Origin of the sequence: Vibrio sp. MMG023 (assembly GCF_021654215.1) — a bacterium.
In the GTDB taxonomy this organism is placed as follows: domain Bacteria; phylum Pseudomonadota; class Gammaproteobacteria; order Enterobacterales; family Vibrionaceae; genus Vibrio; species Vibrio jasicida.
Genome location: NZ_JAKFZP010000007.1, coordinates 250,420 through 269,764, shown reverse-complemented (window position 1 = coordinate 269,764; position 19,345 = coordinate 250,420). Strand labels below are relative to the sequence as shown.

General features: G+C 47.4%; 20 protein-coding genes and 1 pseudogene. 13 read left to right on the top strand and 8 right to left on the bottom strand.

Going from position 1 to position 19,345, the window contains the following annotated elements; genetic code table 11:
- Positions 1-5: 5 nt before the first annotated feature.
- Together L1076_RS22265 and L1076_RS22260 are read left to right on the top strand one after the other, a co-directional pair.
- Positions 6-647 (top strand): cytochrome b/b6 domain-containing protein, encoded by a 642-nt coding sequence (locus L1076_RS22265; RefSeq protein ID WP_237304490.1) that lies wholly within the window; start codon positions 6-8, stop codon positions 645-647.
- 10 nt (positions 648-657) lie between these two features.
- Complete coding sequence (locus L1076_RS22260) at positions 658-1,086, top strand: MarR family transcriptional regulator (RefSeq protein WP_005435347.1); 429 nt, start codon at positions 658-660, stop codon at positions 1,084-1,086.
- Positions 1,087-1,182: 96 nt separating this feature from the next.
- Here L1076_RS22260 and L1076_RS22255 read toward each other — a convergent pair whose 3' ends face one another.
- From L1076_RS22255 to L1076_RS22240, 4 genes are all read right to left on the bottom strand, one after another.
- Positions 1,183-1,710, bottom strand: coding sequence for a hypothetical protein (locus L1076_RS22255; RefSeq protein ID WP_239032796.1), 528 nt, complete (start codon positions 1,708-1,710; stop codon positions 1,183-1,185).
- 279 nt (positions 1,711-1,989) lie between these two features.
- The gene (locus L1076_RS22250; RefSeq protein WP_237304488.1) at positions 1,990-2,361 is read right to left on the bottom strand and encodes a cytochrome c; all 372 of its coding nucleotides are present in this window, start codon (positions 2,359-2,361) and stop codon (positions 1,990-1,992) included.
- A 67-nt stretch (positions 2,362-2,428) separates the two neighbouring features.
- On the bottom strand, positions 2,429-2,716 hold the full coding sequence (locus tag L1076_RS22245; protein ID WP_009706824.1) for a hypothetical protein: 288 nt from the start codon (positions 2,714-2,716) through the stop codon (positions 2,429-2,431).
- A 62-nt stretch (positions 2,717-2,778) separates the two neighbouring features.
- On the bottom strand, positions 2,779-3,696 hold the full coding sequence (locus L1076_RS22240; protein ID WP_237304487.1) for a DMT family transporter: 918 nt from the start codon (positions 3,694-3,696) through the stop codon (positions 2,779-2,781).
- Positions 3,697-3,805: 109 nt separating this feature from the next.
- On the opposite strand from L1076_RS22240, the gene L1076_RS22235 reads away from it, so the two are divergent.
- The gene (locus L1076_RS22235; RefSeq protein ID WP_045455902.1) at positions 3,806-5,242 is read left to right on the top strand and encodes a PLP-dependent aminotransferase family protein; all 1,437 of its coding nucleotides are present in this window, start codon (positions 3,806-3,808) and stop codon (positions 5,240-5,242) included.
- 126 nt (positions 5,243-5,368) lie between these two features.
- Here L1076_RS22235 and L1076_RS22230 read toward each other — a convergent pair whose 3' ends face one another.
- Together L1076_RS22230 and L1076_RS22225 are read right to left on the bottom strand one after the other, a co-directional pair.
- The gene (locus tag L1076_RS22230) at positions 5,369-6,502 is read right to left on the bottom strand and encodes a glycerate kinase (RefSeq protein WP_237304486.1); all 1,134 of its coding nucleotides are present in this window, start codon (positions 6,500-6,502) and stop codon (positions 5,369-5,371) included.
- A gap of 148 nt (positions 6,503-6,650) precedes the next feature.
- The gene (locus L1076_RS22225) at positions 6,651-7,784 is read right to left on the bottom strand and encodes a sugar diacid recognition domain-containing protein (RefSeq protein WP_237304485.1); all 1,134 of its coding nucleotides are present in this window, start codon (positions 7,782-7,784) and stop codon (positions 6,651-6,653) included.
- A 237-nt stretch (positions 7,785-8,021) separates the two neighbouring features.
- Here L1076_RS22225 and L1076_RS22220 point away from each other — a divergent pair, with 237 nt between their 5' ends.
- Positions 8,022-8,195 (top strand): hypothetical protein, encoded by a 174-nt coding sequence (locus L1076_RS22220; protein WP_009706819.1) that lies wholly within the window; start codon positions 8,022-8,024, stop codon positions 8,193-8,195.
- A 58-nt stretch (positions 8,196-8,253) separates the two neighbouring features.
- On the opposite strand, the gene L1076_RS22215 is transcribed toward L1076_RS22220, so the two are convergent.
- Positions 8,254-9,942 carry an amidohydrolase gene (locus L1076_RS22215; protein ID WP_237304484.1) on the bottom strand — a complete coding sequence of 563 codons (1,689 nt, stop codon included), beginning with the start codon at positions 9,940-9,942 and terminating at the stop codon, positions 8,254-8,256.
- Positions 9,943-10,072: 130 nt separating this feature from the next.
- Between L1076_RS22215 and L1076_RS27035 the strand changes: the two genes are divergently transcribed.
- Positions 10,073-10,207 (top strand): hypothetical protein, encoded by a 135-nt coding sequence (locus L1076_RS27035; protein WP_258070912.1) that lies wholly within the window; start codon positions 10,073-10,075, stop codon positions 10,205-10,207.
- A 10-nt stretch (positions 10,208-10,217) separates the two neighbouring features.
- On the opposite strand, the gene L1076_RS22210 is transcribed toward L1076_RS27035, so the two are convergent.
- Positions 10,218-10,589, bottom strand: coding sequence for a hypothetical protein (locus L1076_RS22210; RefSeq protein ID WP_033005074.1), 372 nt, complete (start codon positions 10,587-10,589; stop codon positions 10,218-10,220).
- 242 nt (positions 10,590-10,831) lie between these two features.
- Here L1076_RS22210 and L1076_RS22205 point away from each other — a divergent pair, with 242 nt between their 5' ends.
- The 8 genes and pseudogenes from L1076_RS22205 (at position 10,832) to L1076_RS22170 (ending at position 19,325) form a co-directional block, all read left to right on the top strand.
- Entirely contained in the window at positions 10,832-12,679 is a 1,848-nt protein-coding gene (locus L1076_RS22205) for a M3 family metallopeptidase (protein WP_237304483.1), read from the top strand.
- Positions 12,680-13,001: 322 nt separating this feature from the next.
- Complete coding sequence (locus L1076_RS22200) at positions 13,002-13,538, top strand: DUF924 family protein (RefSeq protein ID WP_063344614.1); 537 nt, start codon at positions 13,002-13,004, stop codon at positions 13,536-13,538.
- A 143-nt stretch (positions 13,539-13,681) separates the two neighbouring features.
- The gene (locus L1076_RS22195) at positions 13,682-13,972 is read left to right on the top strand and encodes a putative quinol monooxygenase (RefSeq protein ID WP_005435368.1); all 291 of its coding nucleotides are present in this window, start codon (positions 13,682-13,684) and stop codon (positions 13,970-13,972) included.
- Between the two features lie 195 nt (positions 13,973-14,167).
- Positions 14,168-14,878, top strand: a pseudogene (locus L1076_RS22190) (HAD hydrolase-like protein).
- 171 nt (positions 14,879-15,049) lie between these two features.
- Positions 15,050-15,367 carry a DUF4144 family protein gene (locus L1076_RS22185; RefSeq protein WP_054756624.1) on the top strand — a complete coding sequence of 106 codons (318 nt, stop codon included), beginning with the start codon at positions 15,050-15,052 and terminating at the stop codon, positions 15,365-15,367.
- Between the two features lie 313 nt (positions 15,368-15,680).
- On the top strand, positions 15,681-16,889 hold the full coding sequence (locus L1076_RS22180; RefSeq protein WP_038868149.1) for a NupC/NupG family nucleoside CNT transporter: 1,209 nt from the start codon (positions 15,681-15,683) through the stop codon (positions 16,887-16,889).
- Positions 16,890-17,040: 151 nt separating this feature from the next.
- Positions 17,041-18,291 carry a hypothetical protein gene (locus L1076_RS22175; protein ID WP_237304482.1) on the top strand — a complete coding sequence of 417 codons (1,251 nt, stop codon included), beginning with the start codon at positions 17,041-17,043 and terminating at the stop codon, positions 18,289-18,291.
- Positions 18,292-18,386: 95 nt separating this feature from the next.
- The gene (locus tag L1076_RS22170; protein ID WP_038880296.1) at positions 18,387-19,325 is read left to right on the top strand and encodes a LysR family transcriptional regulator; all 939 of its coding nucleotides are present in this window, start codon (positions 18,387-18,389) and stop codon (positions 19,323-19,325) included.
- Positions 19,326-19,345 lie beyond the last annotated feature (20 nt).

The window sequence follows — 19,345 nt, the reverse complement described above, 5'->3', positions numbered from 1 at the left end:
TAATTATGAAAATTTGGGATTTAGCAACGCGACTTTATCACTGGGCTCAAGCCCTACTGTTTATGGCTTTGATGGCATCTGGATTGTCTGGCAATGGGCCTCATGTTCAATTGGGATTAGCGTTATTCACTTTGTTGTTATGGCGATTGACTTGGGGAGTTATCGGCAGCGAAACCAGTTTGTTTCGACAGTTTCTCCGCTCGCCTAAACGTGTCATTACTTACTTAAAAGGTAAATCGGCGGCGACTGTAGGTCATAATCCTGCAGGCGGCTGGATGGTGGCGGCGCTGCTGACGACATTGATGCTTCAATGTATCTCAGGAATGGCGCTTGGCGGCTTATTCGATACGTGGCCGTATTCCGATGTTTGGCTTAACGACAACGTATTTGTAGGGATTGAGTGGTTACACCTGACCTTGGCCGATCTTTTGCCTTTACTGATCGTCTTACATGTTGGTGCGATCCTTTTCTATAAACTAAGAGGTAAACCCTTGTTGAAAGCGATGATCACAGGTAAACAACCCCAAATGAACAAGCAGGCACTCATCACGGAACAGAAAATTGTCTATCTCGCGCCACAAAGCCGTGCTTTAGGGGTGCTAGTTGCTGCAACATTGGTTACCATGGCAATCGTTGCTTTATCATAAGAGTAAGAAAATGAGCGAACAGTTTGACAGACAAGACAGCTTTGGCTGGATGATCAATGTCGTTGCACACGATGCAGCGAAACGATTTGAAGCCGAGCTCAAAAAGCACGGACTTACCGTTGCACTTTGGCCGACCATGATGTGTTTGTGGGAAGAAGAAGGCGTGACGCAGCGCGATATCGCAGCGAAATCTAAGGTAGAAAACTCAACCACGACTCGTACCTTAGACAAGTTGGAGAAGTTAGGTTTGGTAGAGCGCCATCCCGATCCAAACAGCCGCCGCTCGTTCCGTATTTATCTAACGGAAGAAGGACGAAGCCTCAAAGAAACCTTGGTGCCAATCCCACTGGCTGTTAATAAAGAGCTGATGAGTCCGCTAGAGCCAGCAGAGCAAAAAGAGATGCTTCGCTTGCTAAAAAAGTTGGTCGCAGAGATTTAGCGCTTTGCTAAGTTTTTCCAACCCAAGAATAAACAAAGCCCTGAGTTCTGCACTTAGGGCTTTGTACTTTTTTGCTCGCGTCAGTTTGCTTGATGTCTAGCAACCTTCTGTAACATGCCCTCTAACCACCGAGCGCGTCGACGCTTGATTAACGTAATAGAAATAGCACGCTTCACGTTCCAAGGTGTACCCTTGCGGCCAAATATACACCACACGATCTAAGCCAGAACGATCAGCGAACTCATACTCAGGAATCGCAACAAAATAGGCACTGTTTGGGAATTGATTCCCCATAATGCAAAAGTCGCTGCCTTTACATGGCTTATCAATGGGTGAGTTGCCTTTGGCAGGCAGACCAATCTCTAACAACGCTCGTATGCTATTTGCACTTGCTTCTGGCATCCCACTGAGCATGTTCACTTGATGATCAATGTACGTCATTTGTCTGCGCTCCTGCGCATCATCAATCATCACTTTGGCATGGAAGAACTTAAGAGACGTCCCCAGAGAAGACTGCGAACTGTGCAGCATAGAAACGTAAGCTTGACGGTGAATATCGAGCAGAATTGGCAAGGCAGCGAGAGCGATGGAACCCAAGGTTGCTAAGACGATGGTGATTTCCATCAACGTAAATCCTTTTGTTTTCACTTTTGACTCTCAGCGCTCAGACAGATGATAGGGGGTTCGCTCCCACATCCATGTGAGAATCGAGCCAATATATCGTTGAAATTACGCAGAGAAACGCGCAAATGATAAGAAAAAACGAGGGAATCGAGAACTTGAGAGTGACCGCCAAATTACCTTGAAACTAGCGGCTAAAGTAACGTAAAAATTCGACAGAATTCAAAGCCTTGAAGCACACAGAAAAACAATAAGTAACTGTTTCTAAAATAAGAATTTAGATCAGTTAATACTTTTGATGTATTCAAAAATGTCATTTACTTGCTTTTCACTCAGCACAGATTTGAATGGTGGCATTGCACCGCTTTGACCATTCTCTCCTTCCAATACCGTCCCTATCAACTCCACTTTTGTTCCGAATGGGTTGGTCAGTTCATCAAAAATATTATCGGGCTTGATGTTCGTCGCCTTGGCCACCAATCCATCTCCATACCCTTTGCCACCATGACAAGAGACACAGTAAGATTCAAAATACTGCTGACCCGCAGCAAGATCCGCTTCGCCATATTGGTTGTCAGTGAACCATTTGTAACCCGCAAAGCCAGAGCTGAAAGCAAGTAATAACAAAACAGCAGAGAAAAAGAATTTGCGCATGAGAGCCCCTTGTCTTCGTTTAATCAATGAAGACAAGGTAATGAGGGGGATGTCGAAAAAGTGTTGATTAGGCGTTGAGCAACGGCACGTTATTGCGGATTAAACCTCGGCGTACGCTGGTGCACATTTTGCCGAATCGACGGATTTCATCAAACTGAGGCGTGATACCACGATCCATTGCAGATTCCCAATAGCTCAGTTCAGAATCGACCATTTCCAACAGTTTTTTAGGGCAACCAATGCATTTACCCTCAGGACCACAAACAAAGGTCTCCGATTCATAAATCGGCAATTCTGCTTTCACTTGTTCAATGATATTGCGCATCGCGCTCATTCGATCTGGCTTGACGGTCATCATCCGACTCCACAAACATTTAAGGAGCCGGATTGTACTCTCTGGCACGCAAATGTCCCTACCTAATTTAGGTATATTTTACGTTTCTGCTTTGCAACCTTTGATTTAAACATTGGTAGATCAGGCTTTTTCACCACTAAGTAGACCGCCGTCGCCGCTAATACAAAGCCAATAATGCCCATCCAATCAAACGACTCACCGAAGGCAAACCAAGCTTGAAGCGCCGTGGTCGGAGGCACAAGGTAGAACACAGAAGCAACACTCGATGCTGCGCCATTCTTCACCATGTACAGCAGCAACAGAATCGCCACACAAGACAGCACGACCACAAGCCAGATTAAGGTAAGAATGAATTCCGTCGTCCATTGCACCTGCATGGTTTCAAACTGCATCGCGATTGGTAAGAACATGGCCAACGCCGCTAAATACTGCACGGTCGCGCCGCCTACCATATCCACTTGTTGGCAATATTTCTTTTGATACAAAGTGCCAAGCGTAATACCAAACAACGACGACAAGCACACACCAATGGCTAAGGTTTTGTGCAAATCGGATTGCCACTCCATCTTGCCCATGAGCACCATAGCAATGCCGACAAACCCCAAGGACAAACCAATCCACTGTGATGGTTTGAACTGCTCAGAAGCGAACGCCACCAGCAATACGGCCGTTAAAATAGGTTGTATCCCGACTAGTAGCGAACTTAAGCCCGCCGGCATCCCCAAACTGATGGCGAAGTAAGTCCCACCTAGGTAAAAGCCGTGAATCAATATCCCGACAACGCAGCTGTGCCAAAAGTCTTTTCCCGTTGGAATGCGACGACGCAGAAAAGCCACAATCACCAAAAACAACAGGACATTGAACGCCATGCGAATCGACAACAAGGTCGCAGGCTCGGCGTATTGCAAACCAAATCGCGCACCAACAAACCCAGAAGCCCAAAGGATCACGAACACAAAAGGAATGGCTCTGATTAACATGATTCGCCCTCACTCTACTTACTTTTAAATCTTGAATGTTTTTAATCTCGAATGTTGCTAATGTAGTTAGGTACAGTGTTTTCAAAAAGTGACAGATGGAAGTGTTTTTATGGGTACAGATTTAGCAAGTACACTTGATGCCAATAAGTATTTGATCGTCGAGAAGCATCTCAAACAAGCGATCAGCAATGGGGTTTATCAGCCAAACGACAAGTTGCCTTCCATCCGTCAATTGAGCACTGAACTCAAGGTAAGCAAGAACACGGTGATCCGCGCTTATCAGGAACTAGAAGCACAAAGCATGGTTTATTCGGTGCCAAAATCTGGTTATCGAGTAAAGCCCACCGAGCGACATGAAGCCAAGATCGCTAAGCCTACGCGCGTGGACTTGCTCTCGGTGTGCAAACAAATCCTCACTCACCCCGAGTATCAAGAGCTGCTTCCGACCGGCTCAGCACACCCAAATATTGATGCGCCAGCCATCAAAAGCCTGTATGCCGAAATTGGCCGCCAGAGTCGCCAACAAAGCCATATCTCCAGCCATTACCAACTGCCACCGGGTGATGATTTATTGGTCAAACAGCTGGCGAAGATCACCCAAGATCTGGGAACGCCGGCAAACGTGGATGATCTTTTGGTCACCCATGGTGCACAGCAAGCGATCAGTCTTGCCCTTAGAGCAACAACACAGACTGGAGATATTGTGGCGGTAGAATCGCCCTGCTATTTCGGCAACTTGTTGATGCTCGAATCTCTCGGTTTACAAGTGGTCGAGATCCCTAGTTGCCCTCGTGATGGTATGGATCCAGACGCGCTAGAAAAGGCCATGGCGACGTGGGAGATCAAAGTCATTATTGTCACGCCAAACTTCACCAACCCAACAGGTTCAATGATGCCCCTTGAAAGGCGTGAGCAACTGCTTAAGGTTTCTGGAGATATTCCAATCATTGAAGATGACGTGTTTGGCGCGTTGAGTTACGACCAGCCATTGCCAAGCTTGCGCAAATTGGACGAGAAGCAACGAGTGATTTACGTCAACTCCTTGTCGAAAACGCTCGATTCACGCCTTCGTATTGGTTGGATGTTGGCGGGACGTTATCGCGCTCAAGTCGAGCAATACCTGTTATGTGAAAACATGGGCAGTTTGAACTTGATGCAATCGGCGGTGGGCACTTTCCTAACCTCGGGCAAATACCGCACTCACACTGCACGTATGTGCCGTGTTTACCAAGCCAACGTGAGACGATATTTGCAGATGCTCAATCAATGCTTGGATGCACACTTTGAGCTAAAGAATCGCTATCAAATCAATGCAGTACAAGGTTCATTCTTGCTTTGGTTACGCTTACCACCCAAAACTGACAGCTATGCGCTTTATCAAGCCTGTAACGAACACAAAATCAGTATCCTGCCCGGCTCGGTATTTGGCACTCAGGGACAGTATCAAAACTGCATTCGTCTCAGCGTAGCGAACTTTGGAGCGGAGAAAAACTGGCTCCCCGCGATGGAAACGCTGGCAACACTGATTGCTCAACACGCTAAATAATCGCTCCAGACATTTCGTTCCAAGCATTCCGTTCCAAACATTCAGCACTAGAAACAACAAAGCCTCCGCAATTGGGAGGCTTTGATATGAGTTCTCTGAGCTATCTGCTCAACCAAACACAGAGTGTTAGCGAGGTAATTGCCACAATCTGGCTACGTTTTCGGCCAAGTTCGCAAGGTTCACGTCGGCTTCTTCCATAGCTTCTGGCAAACTCATTGCACGTGGTACACATACAAATACCGCGTCAATGCCACACTCGTAGACTGCTTGGAAGTTATCACCTGTGCAGCCTGCTAGGGCAATGACAGGCAAACCATACTCTTTAGCCACTTTCGCCACCCCCATTGGTGTCTTGCCATGCACTGTTTGGTGATCAATACGGCCTTCGCCAGTAAAGACAATATCAGCGTCTGCTACGTGCTCTGCGAGCTTTACGGTGTCTAGCACTATCTCAATACCCGGCTTCAGTCGTGCTGGTAAGTAACCAAGCAACGCTGCGCCCATACCACCGGCAGCGCCCGCGCCTTTTTGAGTCAGCACATGCTTGCCTGTCACTTGCTCAGTCAGTTCACCGTATTTGCTTAGAGCAGAATCTAGCAGCTCAACATCCGCCGGTGTCGCGCCCTTCTGCGGACCAAAAATCGCGGATGCACCTTTCTCGCCACACAATGGGTTGTCCACATCGCATGCCACCAACACTTCGCAGTCCGCTAAGCGAGCGTCGAGCCCAGACACATCAATGCTTGCTAGCTCAACTAAACCGCCACCGTTGGGTGTGATTGGCTGACCAGCACTGTCCAGAAACTTAACACCCAAGGCCGCTAGCATACCCGTGCCGCCGTCATTGGTTGCGCTGCCACCCAAGCCGATGATCAAGCGTTTAATACCGCGATCAAGCGCATTCAGAATTAACTGACCAGTACCAAAGCTGCTGGTGTTTTTCGGGTCACGTTGCTCACTTGGCACAAGGTGCAAACCACTTGCCTCTGCCATCTCGATCACTGCGGTTTCACCGTCACCTAGAATGCCGTAAAACGCCTCCACATCATTGCCAAGTGGGCCTTTTACGGTCACGAAAACCTGCTCACCCTCAGTCGCATCAATCAAAGATTGAACGGTCCCTTCACCGCCGTCAGCAACAGGTACCGTGACGAATTCTGCATCGTGCCAAACACGAGACAAACCGCTCTTGATCGCGTCGCTCACTTGCTTGGCGGTCAAGCTCTCTTTAAACGAATCTGGGGCAATCACAACTTTCATTTCATTCTCCTGAAAACAGCACGCTGCGAGCGACAAGTCGCAGGTCATCAATGTGGCTATTCTCACTTAAAAATTCGGCATATTCTTTAGTCAAACATCCAAACACTACTGACTATGTTTGAATTATTTTGTGCATTTGCACAATTAACTAATTTAGCTTTCTTAACTGGCTTGCGATATACAGCTCGGTCAATCCCGTAAAATCTTGCGTCGAAATGCCCGTCACTTCACTGATTTTATCCAGACGATATCTCAAGGTATTTCTATGAATATACAGAGCCTTAGCACAGTCATTGGCGTTACCATTGGCTTGAAAATACGCCTCTAAGGTTTTTATCAACTGTCCAGATTTGTCTGCCGAAACCAAAGTTGACATCGCTTGAGCGAGTTGTTCACCTTGCCAAGAATCGGCTAAAGGAGCGAGTAACACAGGTAAGCGATATTCAGAGAAGCTAAGCATGGTTTGTTCTGGGTGAGAGCGACGACCGACAGCAAGCACCTGCTTGGCACTTTGGTAGGATAGAGGAAGCTGCTGTGCGCGATCAAAACGTTGCCCAATCGCGAGACGGACATCATCAATCTGATTGGCCGTTAAGCGGCGCTGAATACTCTCAAGCACACTTTGGTCGCTATTCGAAGAAGAGGAACGTAAAGGCTTGAGAACGACAATTTCATTCATCGACATGATCGCCACCAACGGCTTATCTTCAGAGCGATACAACACGTCAACGAGGCCGCGCACGCTGTTCAAACTAACAGGCGCATTCTCTGCTTTAAGCTCGATCACGACAGCAACTCGGGGTGTTGCTAAATCGATGGAAAGGCGCTGCGCCCAATCGTGCAGCTCAGAATCACTAAGTTGTTGGTTCAACCATGCTGAGACAAACTCTTCTTGATGGCGGCGGTCCCATTGCAATTGCTCCACCAGCGAAGCTTGTTCAATCGTCAGTTCCGCTGTCATCTTCACTAACTGAGCGAACGCTCGGATGTGTTTAGGGTTGCCAGTGACACCCACCACGCCCACCACTTCACCTTTAAAGTGCAGCAGCATATTGATGCCCGGTTTCACGCCTTGCAATGATTGGCAACTTTGCTCATCCAACTCTAGTGAGTCACCATGATTCAGCGCCAGCACTGCACCATCGTGCTTTTGACCAATACGCTCAGCATCGCCGCTGCCAATAATGGTCCCTGCCGCGTTCATCACATTGATGTTATGACCAATGATCGACATGGTGCGATCGACGATTTGCTGCGCGAGTGTGTGGTCGAGAATCACCATTTCCGTTCCTAAAATCTCCACGATTGAGGCGTCAATAAATCACACTTTGTCTTCTATCGCCATGATATTGAACTGGTATCGACGCCAAAGTGTTATACCGACCAATTAACCTTAAATAAATTATGGCTATTAACCCAAAAAGTCCTTCATCACTGCTTATACTTATAACCGAGCCACCCAAGTTTTTATGCTTGGCGCGACTTGAACCGACAACCAAACAGTGACCGGAGGGAAACCATGGAACTGCGGAACAAGGCGGGCGACATTGCCAAAATTGCTGACAACCTCACTCTGAAAGAAATTACCGAAATGGGCTACACCGTCGATCTATGCGATGAAGCCTTTGACCCAGGCGAGCATTGGAAAGCTGAAGGGCAAACGCAAGGTATGGGCGAATACCCTGAGCAATAGTCTCTAAATACGCTTCAACAAGACAACAACCTTTCAGCCGAGTGAGTTATCGCTCGGCTTATTCGTCATCCAATTGCTCGTAGACCACTTCCCCTCTCAACACCGTCATGAGGACGCGAGCTTGGGCGATGTCTTCCGCTTTCAGTTGGGTGATGTCTTGATCCAATACAGCAAAGTCTGCCGATTTCCCGATATCTATTGAGCCAATTTCCTTTTCTAAACCCAAGCTGTAAGCCGGATGAATTGTGTAGGCATCGATCGCAGCTGAGACGTTTGGCAATCCGGTTTCACCCATCACCAAACTATTGGAGATACCAACCAATGGGTTCAGATCATGCACATTCCAATCGCTGCTTAACGTCACGTTAGCTTTGGCATTGTAAAGCGCACGCAGGTTCATCAAGGCTCTGGCTCGCGTAGCGCCTAAGAAGGCTTCTGCCCATTGGTGATCGTGATAAGCCACATAATCGGAACCAACTTGAAAGTCTGCCGTGACACCTAACTTAGCGAACCTTGGCACGTCTTTGCTGTTCACCAATTCGACATGCGTCAAAGTATAACGTCGCTGATTGCCCTGACTGCGCACCTTCTCAATTGCATCGAGTGATTCACGAATACCACCGTCACCGATAGCATGAATGTGAGCGCTGTAACCGAGTTTATCAAGCTTGCTTAGCCAGTCGGGCATCGCTTGTGGCGAGATGTAATTCAGACCATAGGGAGAATCTGGCAGGTAAGTATCAAGATAAGGCGCAAGGGTTTTGGCTGTGCCATTGATGAAGATGCCATCACTGTACATTTTGACTTGGTTCACCAGCACCAAGCGAGAAGTATCGTCGGACTGAATGCCTTTCAAATACGACAGTTGAGAGTCCATGCTGTCAGTCGGATAGATCCATGGCCGCAAAGAGACGCGAGAGGTCAGATCACCCCGTTTTTCACTCTTCTTCCACACTTCATACCAACCTCGCTTCCAGTACATTCGCCCATCACCAATTGTGGTAATGCCGTAGAGCGCAGCTTCTTCTAATCCAGTCAACAAACCTTGGTAGCTCACCGCAAACTGCGCACTCATGCTGTTCCAAGCCAGTTCCATCACTAAATCACCAGCGTTATCGAGTAAGATGCCATTCAACTCGCCGGTATCCGAATCTTTGAGAATACGGCCGCCTTGCGGATCAGGTGTGCTTTTATCAATGTTCGCCGCTTTCAGCGCAGCAGAGTTCACCCACATCGAGTGAGAGGTTTGCTCCATTAACACCACCGGCGTTTCAGGAAAGACTTCATCGATCACTTCGAGAGGTGTGCGCTGGTTTTCTTCAGACAAGGTCGCATCAAGCGTAAAACCGTACCCCATCAACCATTCGCCATCTTGGACAAACTCTTTACAATCTTGCAGTTGTGGGATTTGCTCATCCAACAAGGTGCCAGCTTGCAACAAGCACGTACCGCCTGCTTCGGAAGCCGCCTCAAACACATGATTGTGATTATCGACAAAACCCGGCAACAAGTAGGTATCAGTCAAATCCACCACTTCCGTGCCTTCACCAACCCACATTTGTGCCTTAGCTTTATCGCCAACAAAAGCAATCCGTCCATCATGCACGGCAACAGCGTCTGCTTTTGGATGACCATAAATACCAGCGTTGATGTACACCACGTCTGCGGTTTGCTCAGCAGCATTCGCCCACGCGCTAAATACAGGCAGCAACGCAGCACCAAGAATCAGTCTATGAGGAGTTAACATGACACCTTCCGTTGTATTCGCTAACACATTGAGTATATGCAAATTGGTTTAGTTTGCTGTTGATGTCGTAATTTCTGTGGTGTTGGTTTAAAATTACAGAACAAAAGACCATATAATGAGAAGGTGAACAATGCGACGATACGACCAAGGCGATTTATGCCCTCATTGTGGTTTGATCATCATGATGCCAACCGACCTCTCAAACCAATGTTTAGGGTGTGGTAAAGAGATCAATCAACATCAAGAATCGGATGAAGACGAGTAAGGCGCAGGTCTTACTCTGATTTGCTCGCTTGTGTTTCCTTCACAAATAAGTACATCTCTTCAAGGTAATTGCCATTTGCGCAGCCCCAGTCACTCACTTCAATAAATTCTTTGAGTAATTGATGACTCTCATCGCGAATCAGTTTTTGGCGAAATGAGTTCCATCGAGCCAATTCCAAGCGGTTCTTATCAGATACATAATGGTCGCCATAGCTTTCAATAAGCTTGTTGTAAGCGCTCCAACGTTCTTCTGGCGTCACTCCTTCACTCATAATGACGGCGCAGTTTTCCTCGATATTAAAAACTTGGTCATTGGTTGGTGTTGTTGCTGAACATCCCACCAAGGTTAGCCCCATTGTTAGAGCTGCGATTCTTGTTTTCATTATTGTTTTCCTTACTTTCAGCACCACTGCGAAAGACCGAATTTTATAAATAGAGAACGGCCATTACTAATCAAAAACGGAAAAATTTTGTGACTGACGTCTGCACATGTAAAAAGTGCGGTAAATTCCTGTTTACAAGCCATAAACATGGCAAATGGATTTCGCATTCCTTTCTGCTACTTATGCGTGCCATAATCAATGACGATAAAAACCTCAATAAAGCAAACATTTGAAGGATCAAAATGACTGCAACGGAATACCTAAACGACCTAAACCAACGTTACCTCGCTATCCATCGCACCAAAGAAGATTTCTTTTGGGAGACGTACATGGGTATCAGCGACGACCACGATGGTTCGACAAAAGCACAAACCGCTTGGACCAATTTCTTAAGCAACGCCGAGCAAATCTCTGCTATCAAAGCGCAACTTGAAGCGGCTGAAACAATTGCAGACCCACAAGAGAAACAGCAAACGCAAATTGGTCTGCAAGGCTGGTTGGCAACGTTTGAATCGCATGCAATTGAAGGCGAACAAGCTCAAGCACAAAAGAATGCTCTGATTGCATTTGAAGCCGAGTTGTTCGAGAAAAAGCAAAACCACGTTCTGACGTTTACCAATGAAAACGGTGAACAAACCGAGGGCTCTTTGCCAGTATTGTCGTCGACCATTCGCGCCAATAATCACGAAGAAGTGCGTCAATCTGCGCACCAAACGCTGCTCGACCTTGAGCAATGGTTGCTGCAAAACGGCTTTATTGAGCTGATCAAACTGCGTAATCAATTCGCACGTTCTTTGGGCTACGAAACCTTCTTTGACTACTCAGTGAAGAAGACGGAAAAGATGAGCTCAGAGCAACTGTTCAGCATCTTAGATGACTTTGAACAGCGCACGCGCGATGCTCACCTAAGCAGCTTGGCAAACCTTGCTAAGCAAAAAGGTCAAAGCGCACTGACTGGCTACAACTTTGTGTACTCGTTTGCGGGTGATGTCATGCGTGACCTTGACCCGTACGTACCGTTCTCAAAGTCGCTACGTCGCTGGGTGGAATCGTTCGGTCGTCTTAACATCGAATACTCAGGCGCAGAGCTGACGCTAGACCTACTTGACCGCAAAGGCAAATACCCGAACGGTTTCTGCCATGGTCCTATCCCATCGTTCTACAACCAAGGCGAATGGGTTGCCGCGCAGGTGAACTTCACCAGTAACGCGAAACCAGACCAAGTGGGCAGCGGCTACGATGGCATCAATACTCTGTTCCACGAAGGCGGTCACGCTGCGCACTTCGCTAACGTTAAGATGAACGCGCCGTGTTTCTCTCAAGAATTCGCACCAACTTCCATGGCATACGCAGAAACACAATCCATGTTCTGTGACAGCCTGTTGACCGATGCCGATTGGCTAAAACAATACGCGTTGGACGCAGAAGGTAATTCAGTACCAGATGAGATCATTCAAGCGATGATCAACAGCCGTCAGCCATTCAAAGCGTACGAAGAACGCAGCATTTTGGTCGTGCCGTATTTTGAACGTGCGCTTTACCAATTAAGCGATGAAGAGCTGACGCCAGAACGCATCACTAAGCTGGCACGCGATTGTGAAAAGCAAATTCTTGGTTTGGAATGCAGCCCACGCCCATTGATGGCAATTCCACACCTTCTGTCTGATGAAGCAGCGTGTGCCTACCACGGCTACTTGCTAGCACACATGGCGGTTTACCAGACTCGCGCTTATTTCCTCGACAAGTTTGGCTACCTGACAGACAACCCAGAGATTGGGCCGCTACTGGCGAAACATTACTGGCATGCGGGCAACCACCTATCGCACAACGAGACTATCGTTAGCCTAACGGGTGAGGGCTTTAACGCTAAGTATCTGGCAGACGTGTGTAACCTATCACCAGAACAAGCATGGGAAGTTCAGCAGCAGAAAATTGCCTCGCTGCAAACTCGTGAACGTGCCCCAGTGGCGTCTTTAAATGCCAGCATCAAGGTGGTGGATGGCAGCAAAGAGCTAGCAAGCAACTCGCTCTCAGACGAGCAGATGTGCGAGCAGTTTGAGCGCTACATCCAAGAGACTTACGGTCGATAAGCGAAACCAAGAGCTGGGGGTTATACCCAAGTAACCTCGAGATGCTAGGTTCAGCGAGAATGACTTGGTTTGTAGACGCGGCGGCGATTTAAAGGTTTAGTGGGCCTAAATCAAGAATCGGCAACAAAGTATACAAGCCAAGGCAACTCGCCCTTTGGGAGCGTGTCATTGACCCGATTGCTGCGTCAAACAACTTGGAAAGAGGCGGCTATTACACTGCGTTGTTTTCCTTGTTCTCGAATCAATGACAACGCTCTGAATCCTGCATCTTGAAGTCACTTGGGTATATACTCCTAGCTCTTTTTCTATCAGGGAAGCAACCATGTACCAAGATATCCTGACTTTCTGGTTTGAAGAACTGGAACCAAAAGACTGGTTTGTGAGTAATGCCGACGTCGATAAACAAATCGAAACACGCTTCCTCACTACCTTAGAACAAGCCGCTCAATCTGAGTTGTTTGACTGGCGAGACACAGCGCAAGGCCGTCTGGCGGAGATCATCGTGCTCGACCAATTCTCTCGCAACGTTTACCGCAATACGCCAAAAGCTTTTGCTCAAGATGCTCTCGCGCTTGCTTTGGCACAAGAGGCAATTCGTCTAGGCTTAGACCAAGAATTGACCGACGTTGAACGCAGCTTTCTGTACATGCCATTTATGCACAGTGAATCTAAGCGGATTCATGAAGAGGCAGAGAAGCTGTTCAAAGCGCTAGGTAGAGAATCGAACTACGAGTTCGAACTAAAGCATAAAGTGATCATCGATCGCTTTGGTCGCTACCCACACCGCAATGCGATTTTAGGCCGTGATAGCACCGCAGAAGAAGTGGAATTCTTACAACAGCCGGGGTCCAGTTTTTAAACACAGCTAGCACAAGATTGAAGTTCGATTATCAATTTATATTTGATAATAAATCAATCATTGTGCTGTTTATCATTTAGTGATTCGCGACTAATCTTTACCTCGTCAACACGATACATCACGATCAACAGAGGATTTCCATCATGGCTAAATTGACTATCGTCGCTAACATCATCGCCAAAGCAGACCAAGTAGAATTGGTAAAAGCCGAGCTACTTAAACTGATTGATGTCACTCGTGCCGAAGAAGGTTGCATCAACTACGACCTTCACCAAGATAACGAAAACCCAGCGCATTTCACTTTCTACGAAAACTGGGAATCACGCGAACTATGGCGCACGCACATGGACAACGAGCACCTAGCGCAATACATGAAAGCAACTGAAGGCGCGGTAGACACCTTCACTCTAAACGAGATGTCGCACATCGCTTAACGCCTTGTACAACGCAGCATGCACTAGAAAGCCAGCAACCATCACCTTGCTGGCTTTTTGTTATTCTTTCACTTATTGTCTCTTCCGAGCGACTCAAAGCAAGCTTATGAAAACATGAGCAAGATCTGATTATCTCCCCATTAAGACTGGCAAGATTTAAAGCTACTCACCCTTCGCTGTATCAAAAGGTTTTGCATGAAGTTAGACGCCGTATTGTGGGATTACGATGGCACCCTAGTAAATTCTGTTCCGAAAAATATCGACATCACCAAAGCGATATTGTCCGTTGTAGCGCCGCACCTGACCGGGGATAACTTACCGAAATACCTACGCAGTGAAGCGGATTATCATCATGCCAATCACGCGGCGAAAAACTGGCAAGATCTGTACGTAAACTACTATGGTCTGTCCCATGATGAGATGCTCATCGCGGGCACCATGTGGGCTGAGCACCAAGAGCAAAACCAAACACCAGTGAATCTGTTCAGTGGCATTACCGATGTGGTGAACGCATTCGAACACCTGCCACACGGAGTCTGCTCTCAGAACTCGCAATCCAACATTCGTAACGTACTCAGCGCCAACCAAATCAATGCACCGTTTAAAGCTGTCGTGGGCTAAGATGATGTGTCCAATGGGCATCAAAAACCGGATCCTTTTGGTGGCATCAAATGCATCGAGTCCATCTTTGGGCACTCCGATAAACAACTGCTGATGTACATTGGTGACCACGAGGCAGACACGCAGTTTGCACGGAATATCGAGCATCACTTAGGTGGCAGCTGCAAAGTGATTGCCGTAGCAGCGGCGTACAGTGGCGCTCAACCAGAGCACTGGAGCGCCCAGCCCGATTATGTGGCACATCAAGTAGACGACTTAATCCACATCATTGGTAAGTACGCTTAGCCTCTCTCAATAAACGCAAAGCTAAAGAAACGCACAGCTAAAGCTCTTAAATACATAGCAAGACAGAAAGCCTTTTGCTCTCTTTAGGCTTTGTGTATCGTACTTGCCTTACGCCACTAATTTAGCGCGTAGATGATTTTAAATGACCCACTCCAATATTAAGGTAACGCAATGATCACATGGCCTTGTTTACTCAAACTTGATGGCGACGACGAACTGGTGTACTTAGCTTCGCCAGAGCAGTTAAACGCTGAATGCCAAGCTTTGATTTGGGGTCAGGATGATATTGTGATTGATACACAAGGTCACTGCTTTGCATTAAAAACGGGTAGCCATAACACAGTAGAATTGGGCCTGTTGCCACAAACATTGAACGTGCAGCAAGTGACAGAGCTGATTCAAAAACACGAGTTTGCTCAAGCACAGCGCTGCATCATCAAAATCCATTTCACTTCCGTCCAACAAGCGATTGAGGCCTTAGCTGATTAACAATTGCGCCTTTGCTTTCGTACAACAAAAAATCGCTCCAATAACCGTTGTCAGCATCTAAAACCGTGCGTATACTCCGCGCCGGTTAGATAGGTTCCCGACTCAAATAGTTAGGAATCGAACCAGCTTTCAATCGGCTGCAAAATGGAAACTTGCCCCACGGAACAGGGCCCAGCGTAACTGTCAGCGTTTACGGGCTTTGAATTCGACTTCGGGTAAAGACAACATTTTGCACTCTCCGCAATGTTGCCTCTGCACGCGTGCGCCTAATTCTTAGCTCGCTCATTAACAGATACATAAGCAAGGTAACATAATGCAAATCATCTTCAGCTTGGCCGGCGTATTGGCCTTGTTGGCGTGTGCTTACGCACTTTCTGATAGTCGTCGCGACATCAACTGGCGCACCGTAATCGGCGCATTCTCTCTTCAAGCCGGTTTTGCGGCACTGGTGCTCTACTTCCCTCTCGGGCAATCCATGTTAGGCTCCATCAGCAACGGCGTATCCGGGCTCCTCTCATTCGCAGACGAAGGCATCGGGTTTGTTTTTGGCGAACTCGCAACGGGCAATTTCATCTTCGCAATTCGCGTTCTTCCTCTGATCATCTTCCTTTCTGCCATTATTTCATTGCTCTACTACTTGGGCGTGATGCAAGCTCTTATCAAAGTCATCGGTGGTGCTATCCATCGCCTACTGGGTACTTCTCAAGTCGAATCTCTTGCTGCAACCAGCAACATCTTCCTATCCATGTGTGAAGCCTCTTTGGTGGTCCGTCCGTTCTTGGCCAACATGACTCGCTCTGAACTGTTCGCAGTAATGGTTGGCGGTATGGCGTCTGTGGCAGGTTCCGTACTAGGCGGATACGCAGCACTGGGTATTGAACTGAAATACCTTATCGCGGCGAGCTTTATGGCGGCTCCGGGTGGCTTGTTGATGGCGAAGATCTTAGTGCCAGAACGTGAAGTATCGGCACATCAAGGCGCAATTCAGCTAGAGAAAAGCGAAGATTCCAACATCGTCGATGCGTTAGCTTCTGGTGCGATGAACGGCGTGAAAGTAGCAGTTGCAGTGGGTACTATGCTGATTGCTTTTGTCAGCGTCATCGCGATGGTCAACGCAGGCTTTGAAACCGTGGGCAACTGGTTTGGCTACGAAGACGTAACGTTGCAATTGATCTTTGGCTACCTGTTCGCTCCACTGGCATTTTTTGCTGGTATCCCGATGAATGAAATCCTAACCGCTGGCTCACTGATCGGTCAGAAGACGATTCTGAATGAGTTCGTGGCCTTCCTTGATTTCGTCAACGTGAAAGAAACCCTTTCAGCACATAGCCAAATCATCATCACTTTCGCATTGTGTGGTTTTGCTAACATCGGCTCTATCGCGATTCAGCTGGGTTCGATTAACGCAATGGCACCTGAGCGACGCCAAGAAGTGGCAAAACTTGGCTTCCGTGCCGTGATTGCTGCGACCCTTGCCAACATGATGAGTGCAGCGCTAGCAGGCTTGTTTATCGCCCTGTAATCACTCTCTCATTCCAATTGAAGCCCACCATCGCGTGGGCTTTTTTGTATGACTCACCGAATACAGAACTTAAAATTCCGGGTTTATCCCATTATTCCTGAGCGTATTTTTGCTAGCCTGTTGGTGAGTGCAATTGGGATAAGGGGAAGTGATGAACAAGGTCGTATTGGTATTTGGTGGATTGGGGAACGCTAAATCGTCTGTGGTGGGTTTGTATAAGAACCTTCTGCACATCTTAAGCTCTCGCTTCGATGTCGTCGCCATTGACCCTGCAGTTCAACATCCCAAGTCCTGTGCATCGCAGTTTCAATTCGCTTACTCCGCTCGCTACGCCGATCTTGATGCGTTTTTACAGGCTTACTCACACACTGATGTTGCTGCGGTCTTCGTTTTAACACCGGTTGGTACGCACCTCTCCATTATTGAACAAGTGAGTAATGCACTCGACATTCAAAACCTGTTGTTTGTGGTTGAGAAACCGTCCTTCTCCTTGGCCGATATCGACAAAGGATTCAACCAAGTCAGCCCTGAGCTTAAACGTCGCGGAGCACAGTTTTACTTTATTGACACCGCTTTGGTTTCTCCTTCGTTGGAAGCGCTCTTTGCTGATTCATCTATCGCACTACCTGACTCTGCCCCGCGCAAGATTATCGCGATTGCCGCCGACAACCCCATCGACAATCATGAAGCGATCCAAGACTTCCGTTTTGAAAACCGAATTGCGTTACTCAACGCGAGAAAGCTACTTAACTTAGCCACCAGCGGCGGCGGAGGTTATGGCTTTGATATGGGCATTCATGCGCTTGCTGGGTTAGTTCGCTACCTGCAGAAATTCGGCATAGAAGACTCACAGATTGAACTTAAACAAGTCCGTGCCGAACGTATTAACGAATCGCAATTAGAGTACACACAAGGCGCTGAAACTCATCTCTATGTCGAAGGCGAACTCACATCGACCGAGGGCAATATTGAAGTAGTGATTGATGCAGGAAAGGCGGGGGATATCTGGGATAGAAGGTTGGAACTGCACTATTCAGAGCGCGTCATTGCAATTGGTTTTGGCACACTCAAGCATCCTCCGTATCTGTGGGAGAGAAGCCCAAATGGCATCAAAAGCACCACATTTGATGTCTCTGGCTCAGGTTATGCGATGCACTTTAACGACATTCTCTACGCGCTTGGTTTTGACGCGGAGCCTTTACTCTCACAACAAGAAAGCGAAGCCTTGATGTCGCACTCAATGAACTTGCTGCGCAGCGTATTTGACGCCATCGGCGATACCCATCAAGTTCGCGAACAAAACATTGCCGAGGTTAGTGCACATAGACCCAAATACCTATCAGAAGCAGAGCTAGAGATTAGGAAAGAGCTTAGTCAATACCTCAACAGTTTGATTGTTTAAGTGGAGCAACGAGTCACTATTTCTGGCTCAATTCAATTAAGTGATATAGTTTCTATTCATACCCTTCAATTTGTAAGTTGAATGATAGGAATATCATGATAAATTTATCCCACTTAATCAAAAATGATATGAACCTGCTGATTTGTCTGTACGTCTTACTGCAAGAACGCAGCGTGAGCAGAACCGCAGAGAAACTGTTCTTATCTCAATCGGCCGTCAGTAAACAGCTTACTAAATTACGCCAAGAGTTTGATGACCCCTTATTCGAGCGAGAATCCAAAGGTTTATTGCCGACCCCGAAAGCGTTGGCATTGGAGAGCAAACTGCAACAAATTCTGATGCAAATTGATCAGCTTCGTGAACCAGAAGAGTTTGACCCAGAACGATCGACTCGTGTTTTCAGTATCGATCTTATTGAAACCGCCTACTCCACCATTTACCCACGTTTTCTGCCTCAAGCGTTGTCTAGTGCGCCAAAGATAACCATCAAAAGTGCAGATTGGAGTAACAGCAGCATTACTCGATTACAAAGAAGAGAGATTGACTTCGGTGTGGGTATCTTTGAGTTTGATGATCGTTCTAAAACCCATGTCGATACCATCCCCGACACTCTAAATTATGCGGAACTGATGCGTGACACCTCGGCGTGTATCTTGAGAAAAGGACACCCAGCATTAGAGGAAGAATGGAATCTCGACGCATTCCTGAAGTACCGCCATATCCAAGTCATCACTGGCGGTGTGTCTAGCTGGCTATTACATGAGGTGCTCGACACGCAACGCTTGCGCATCGACAACGCCGTCAATATGTCCGACATTTCTAGCGCGGTGAAACTGTGTGAGAAGAGCGACTTGATACTGACTTACCCTTACAAAAGCATCCGCGAGTTCGAAGGTAAATCAGACATTGTGATCAAACCGCTCCCGATAAAAATGGAACCTGGTGGGTTCTTTCTACTTTGGAACAAGCAACTCGACAATGACCCAAGCCATAAATGGTTAAGAGAGCTCATCGTCAGTCAGTCTTATGCCTAATCACAAAGCCTGTAACCAGT

Coding starts and splice junctions, on each gene's coding strand:
- L1076_RS22250 (WP_237304488.1), bottom strand. CDS start 2,361: ATGCGCAAATTCTTTTTCTCTGCTGTTTTGTTATTACTTGCTTTCAGC.
- L1076_RS22255 (WP_239032796.1), bottom strand. CDS start 1,710: ATGGAAATCACCATCGTCTTAGCAACCTTGGGTTCCATCGCTCTCGCT.
- L1076_RS22215 (WP_237304484.1), bottom strand. CDS start 9,942: ATGTTAACTCCTCATAGACTGATTCTTGGTGCTGCGTTGCTGCCTGTA.
- L1076_RS22185 (WP_054756624.1), top strand. CDS start 15,050: ATGATCACATGGCCTTGTTTACTCAAACTTGATGGCGACGACGAACTG.
- L1076_RS27035 (WP_258070912.1), top strand. CDS start 10,073: ATGCGACGATACGACCAAGGCGATTTATGCCCTCATTGTGGTTTGATC.
- L1076_RS22235 (WP_045455902.1), top strand. CDS start 3,806: ATGGGTACAGATTTAGCAAGTACACTTGATGCCAATAAGTATTTGATC.
- L1076_RS22200 (WP_063344614.1), top strand. CDS start 13,002: ATGTACCAAGATATCCTGACTTTCTGGTTTGAAGAACTGGAACCAAAA.
- L1076_RS22170 (WP_038880296.1), top strand. CDS start 18,387: ATGATAAATTTATCCCACTTAATCAAAAATGATATGAACCTGCTGATT.
- L1076_RS22220 (WP_009706819.1), top strand. CDS start 8,022: ATGGAACTGCGGAACAAGGCGGGCGACATTGCCAAAATTGCTGACAAC.
- L1076_RS22245 (WP_009706824.1), bottom strand. CDS start 2,716: ATGACCGTCAAGCCAGATCGAATGAGCGCGATGCGCAATATCATTGAA.
- L1076_RS22240 (WP_237304487.1), bottom strand. CDS start 3,696: ATGTTAATCAGAGCCATTCCTTTTGTGTTCGTGATCCTTTGGGCTTCT.
- L1076_RS22175 (WP_237304482.1), top strand. CDS start 17,041: ATGAACAAGGTCGTATTGGTATTTGGTGGATTGGGGAACGCTAAATCG.
- L1076_RS22195 (WP_005435368.1), top strand. CDS start 13,682: ATGGCTAAATTGACTATCGTCGCTAACATCATCGCCAAAGCAGACCAA.
- L1076_RS22230 (WP_237304486.1), bottom strand. CDS start 6,502: ATGAAAGTTGTGATTGCCCCAGATTCGTTTAAAGAGAGCTTGACCGCC.
- L1076_RS22210 (WP_033005074.1), bottom strand. CDS start 10,589: ATGAAAACAAGAATCGCAGCTCTAACAATGGGGCTAACCTTGGTGGGA.
- L1076_RS22225 (WP_237304485.1), bottom strand. CDS start 7,784: ATGGTGATTCTCGACCACACACTCGCGCAGCAAATCGTCGATCGCACC.
- L1076_RS22180 (WP_038868149.1), top strand. CDS start 15,681: ATGCAAATCATCTTCAGCTTGGCCGGCGTATTGGCCTTGTTGGCGTGT.
- L1076_RS22260 (WP_005435347.1), top strand. CDS start 658: ATGAGCGAACAGTTTGACAGACAAGACAGCTTTGGCTGGATGATCAAT.
- L1076_RS22265 (WP_237304490.1), top strand. CDS start 6: ATGAAAATTTGGGATTTAGCAACGCGACTTTATCACTGGGCTCAAGCC.
- L1076_RS22205 (WP_237304483.1), top strand. CDS start 10,832: ATGACTGCAACGGAATACCTAAACGACCTAAACCAACGTTACCTCGCT.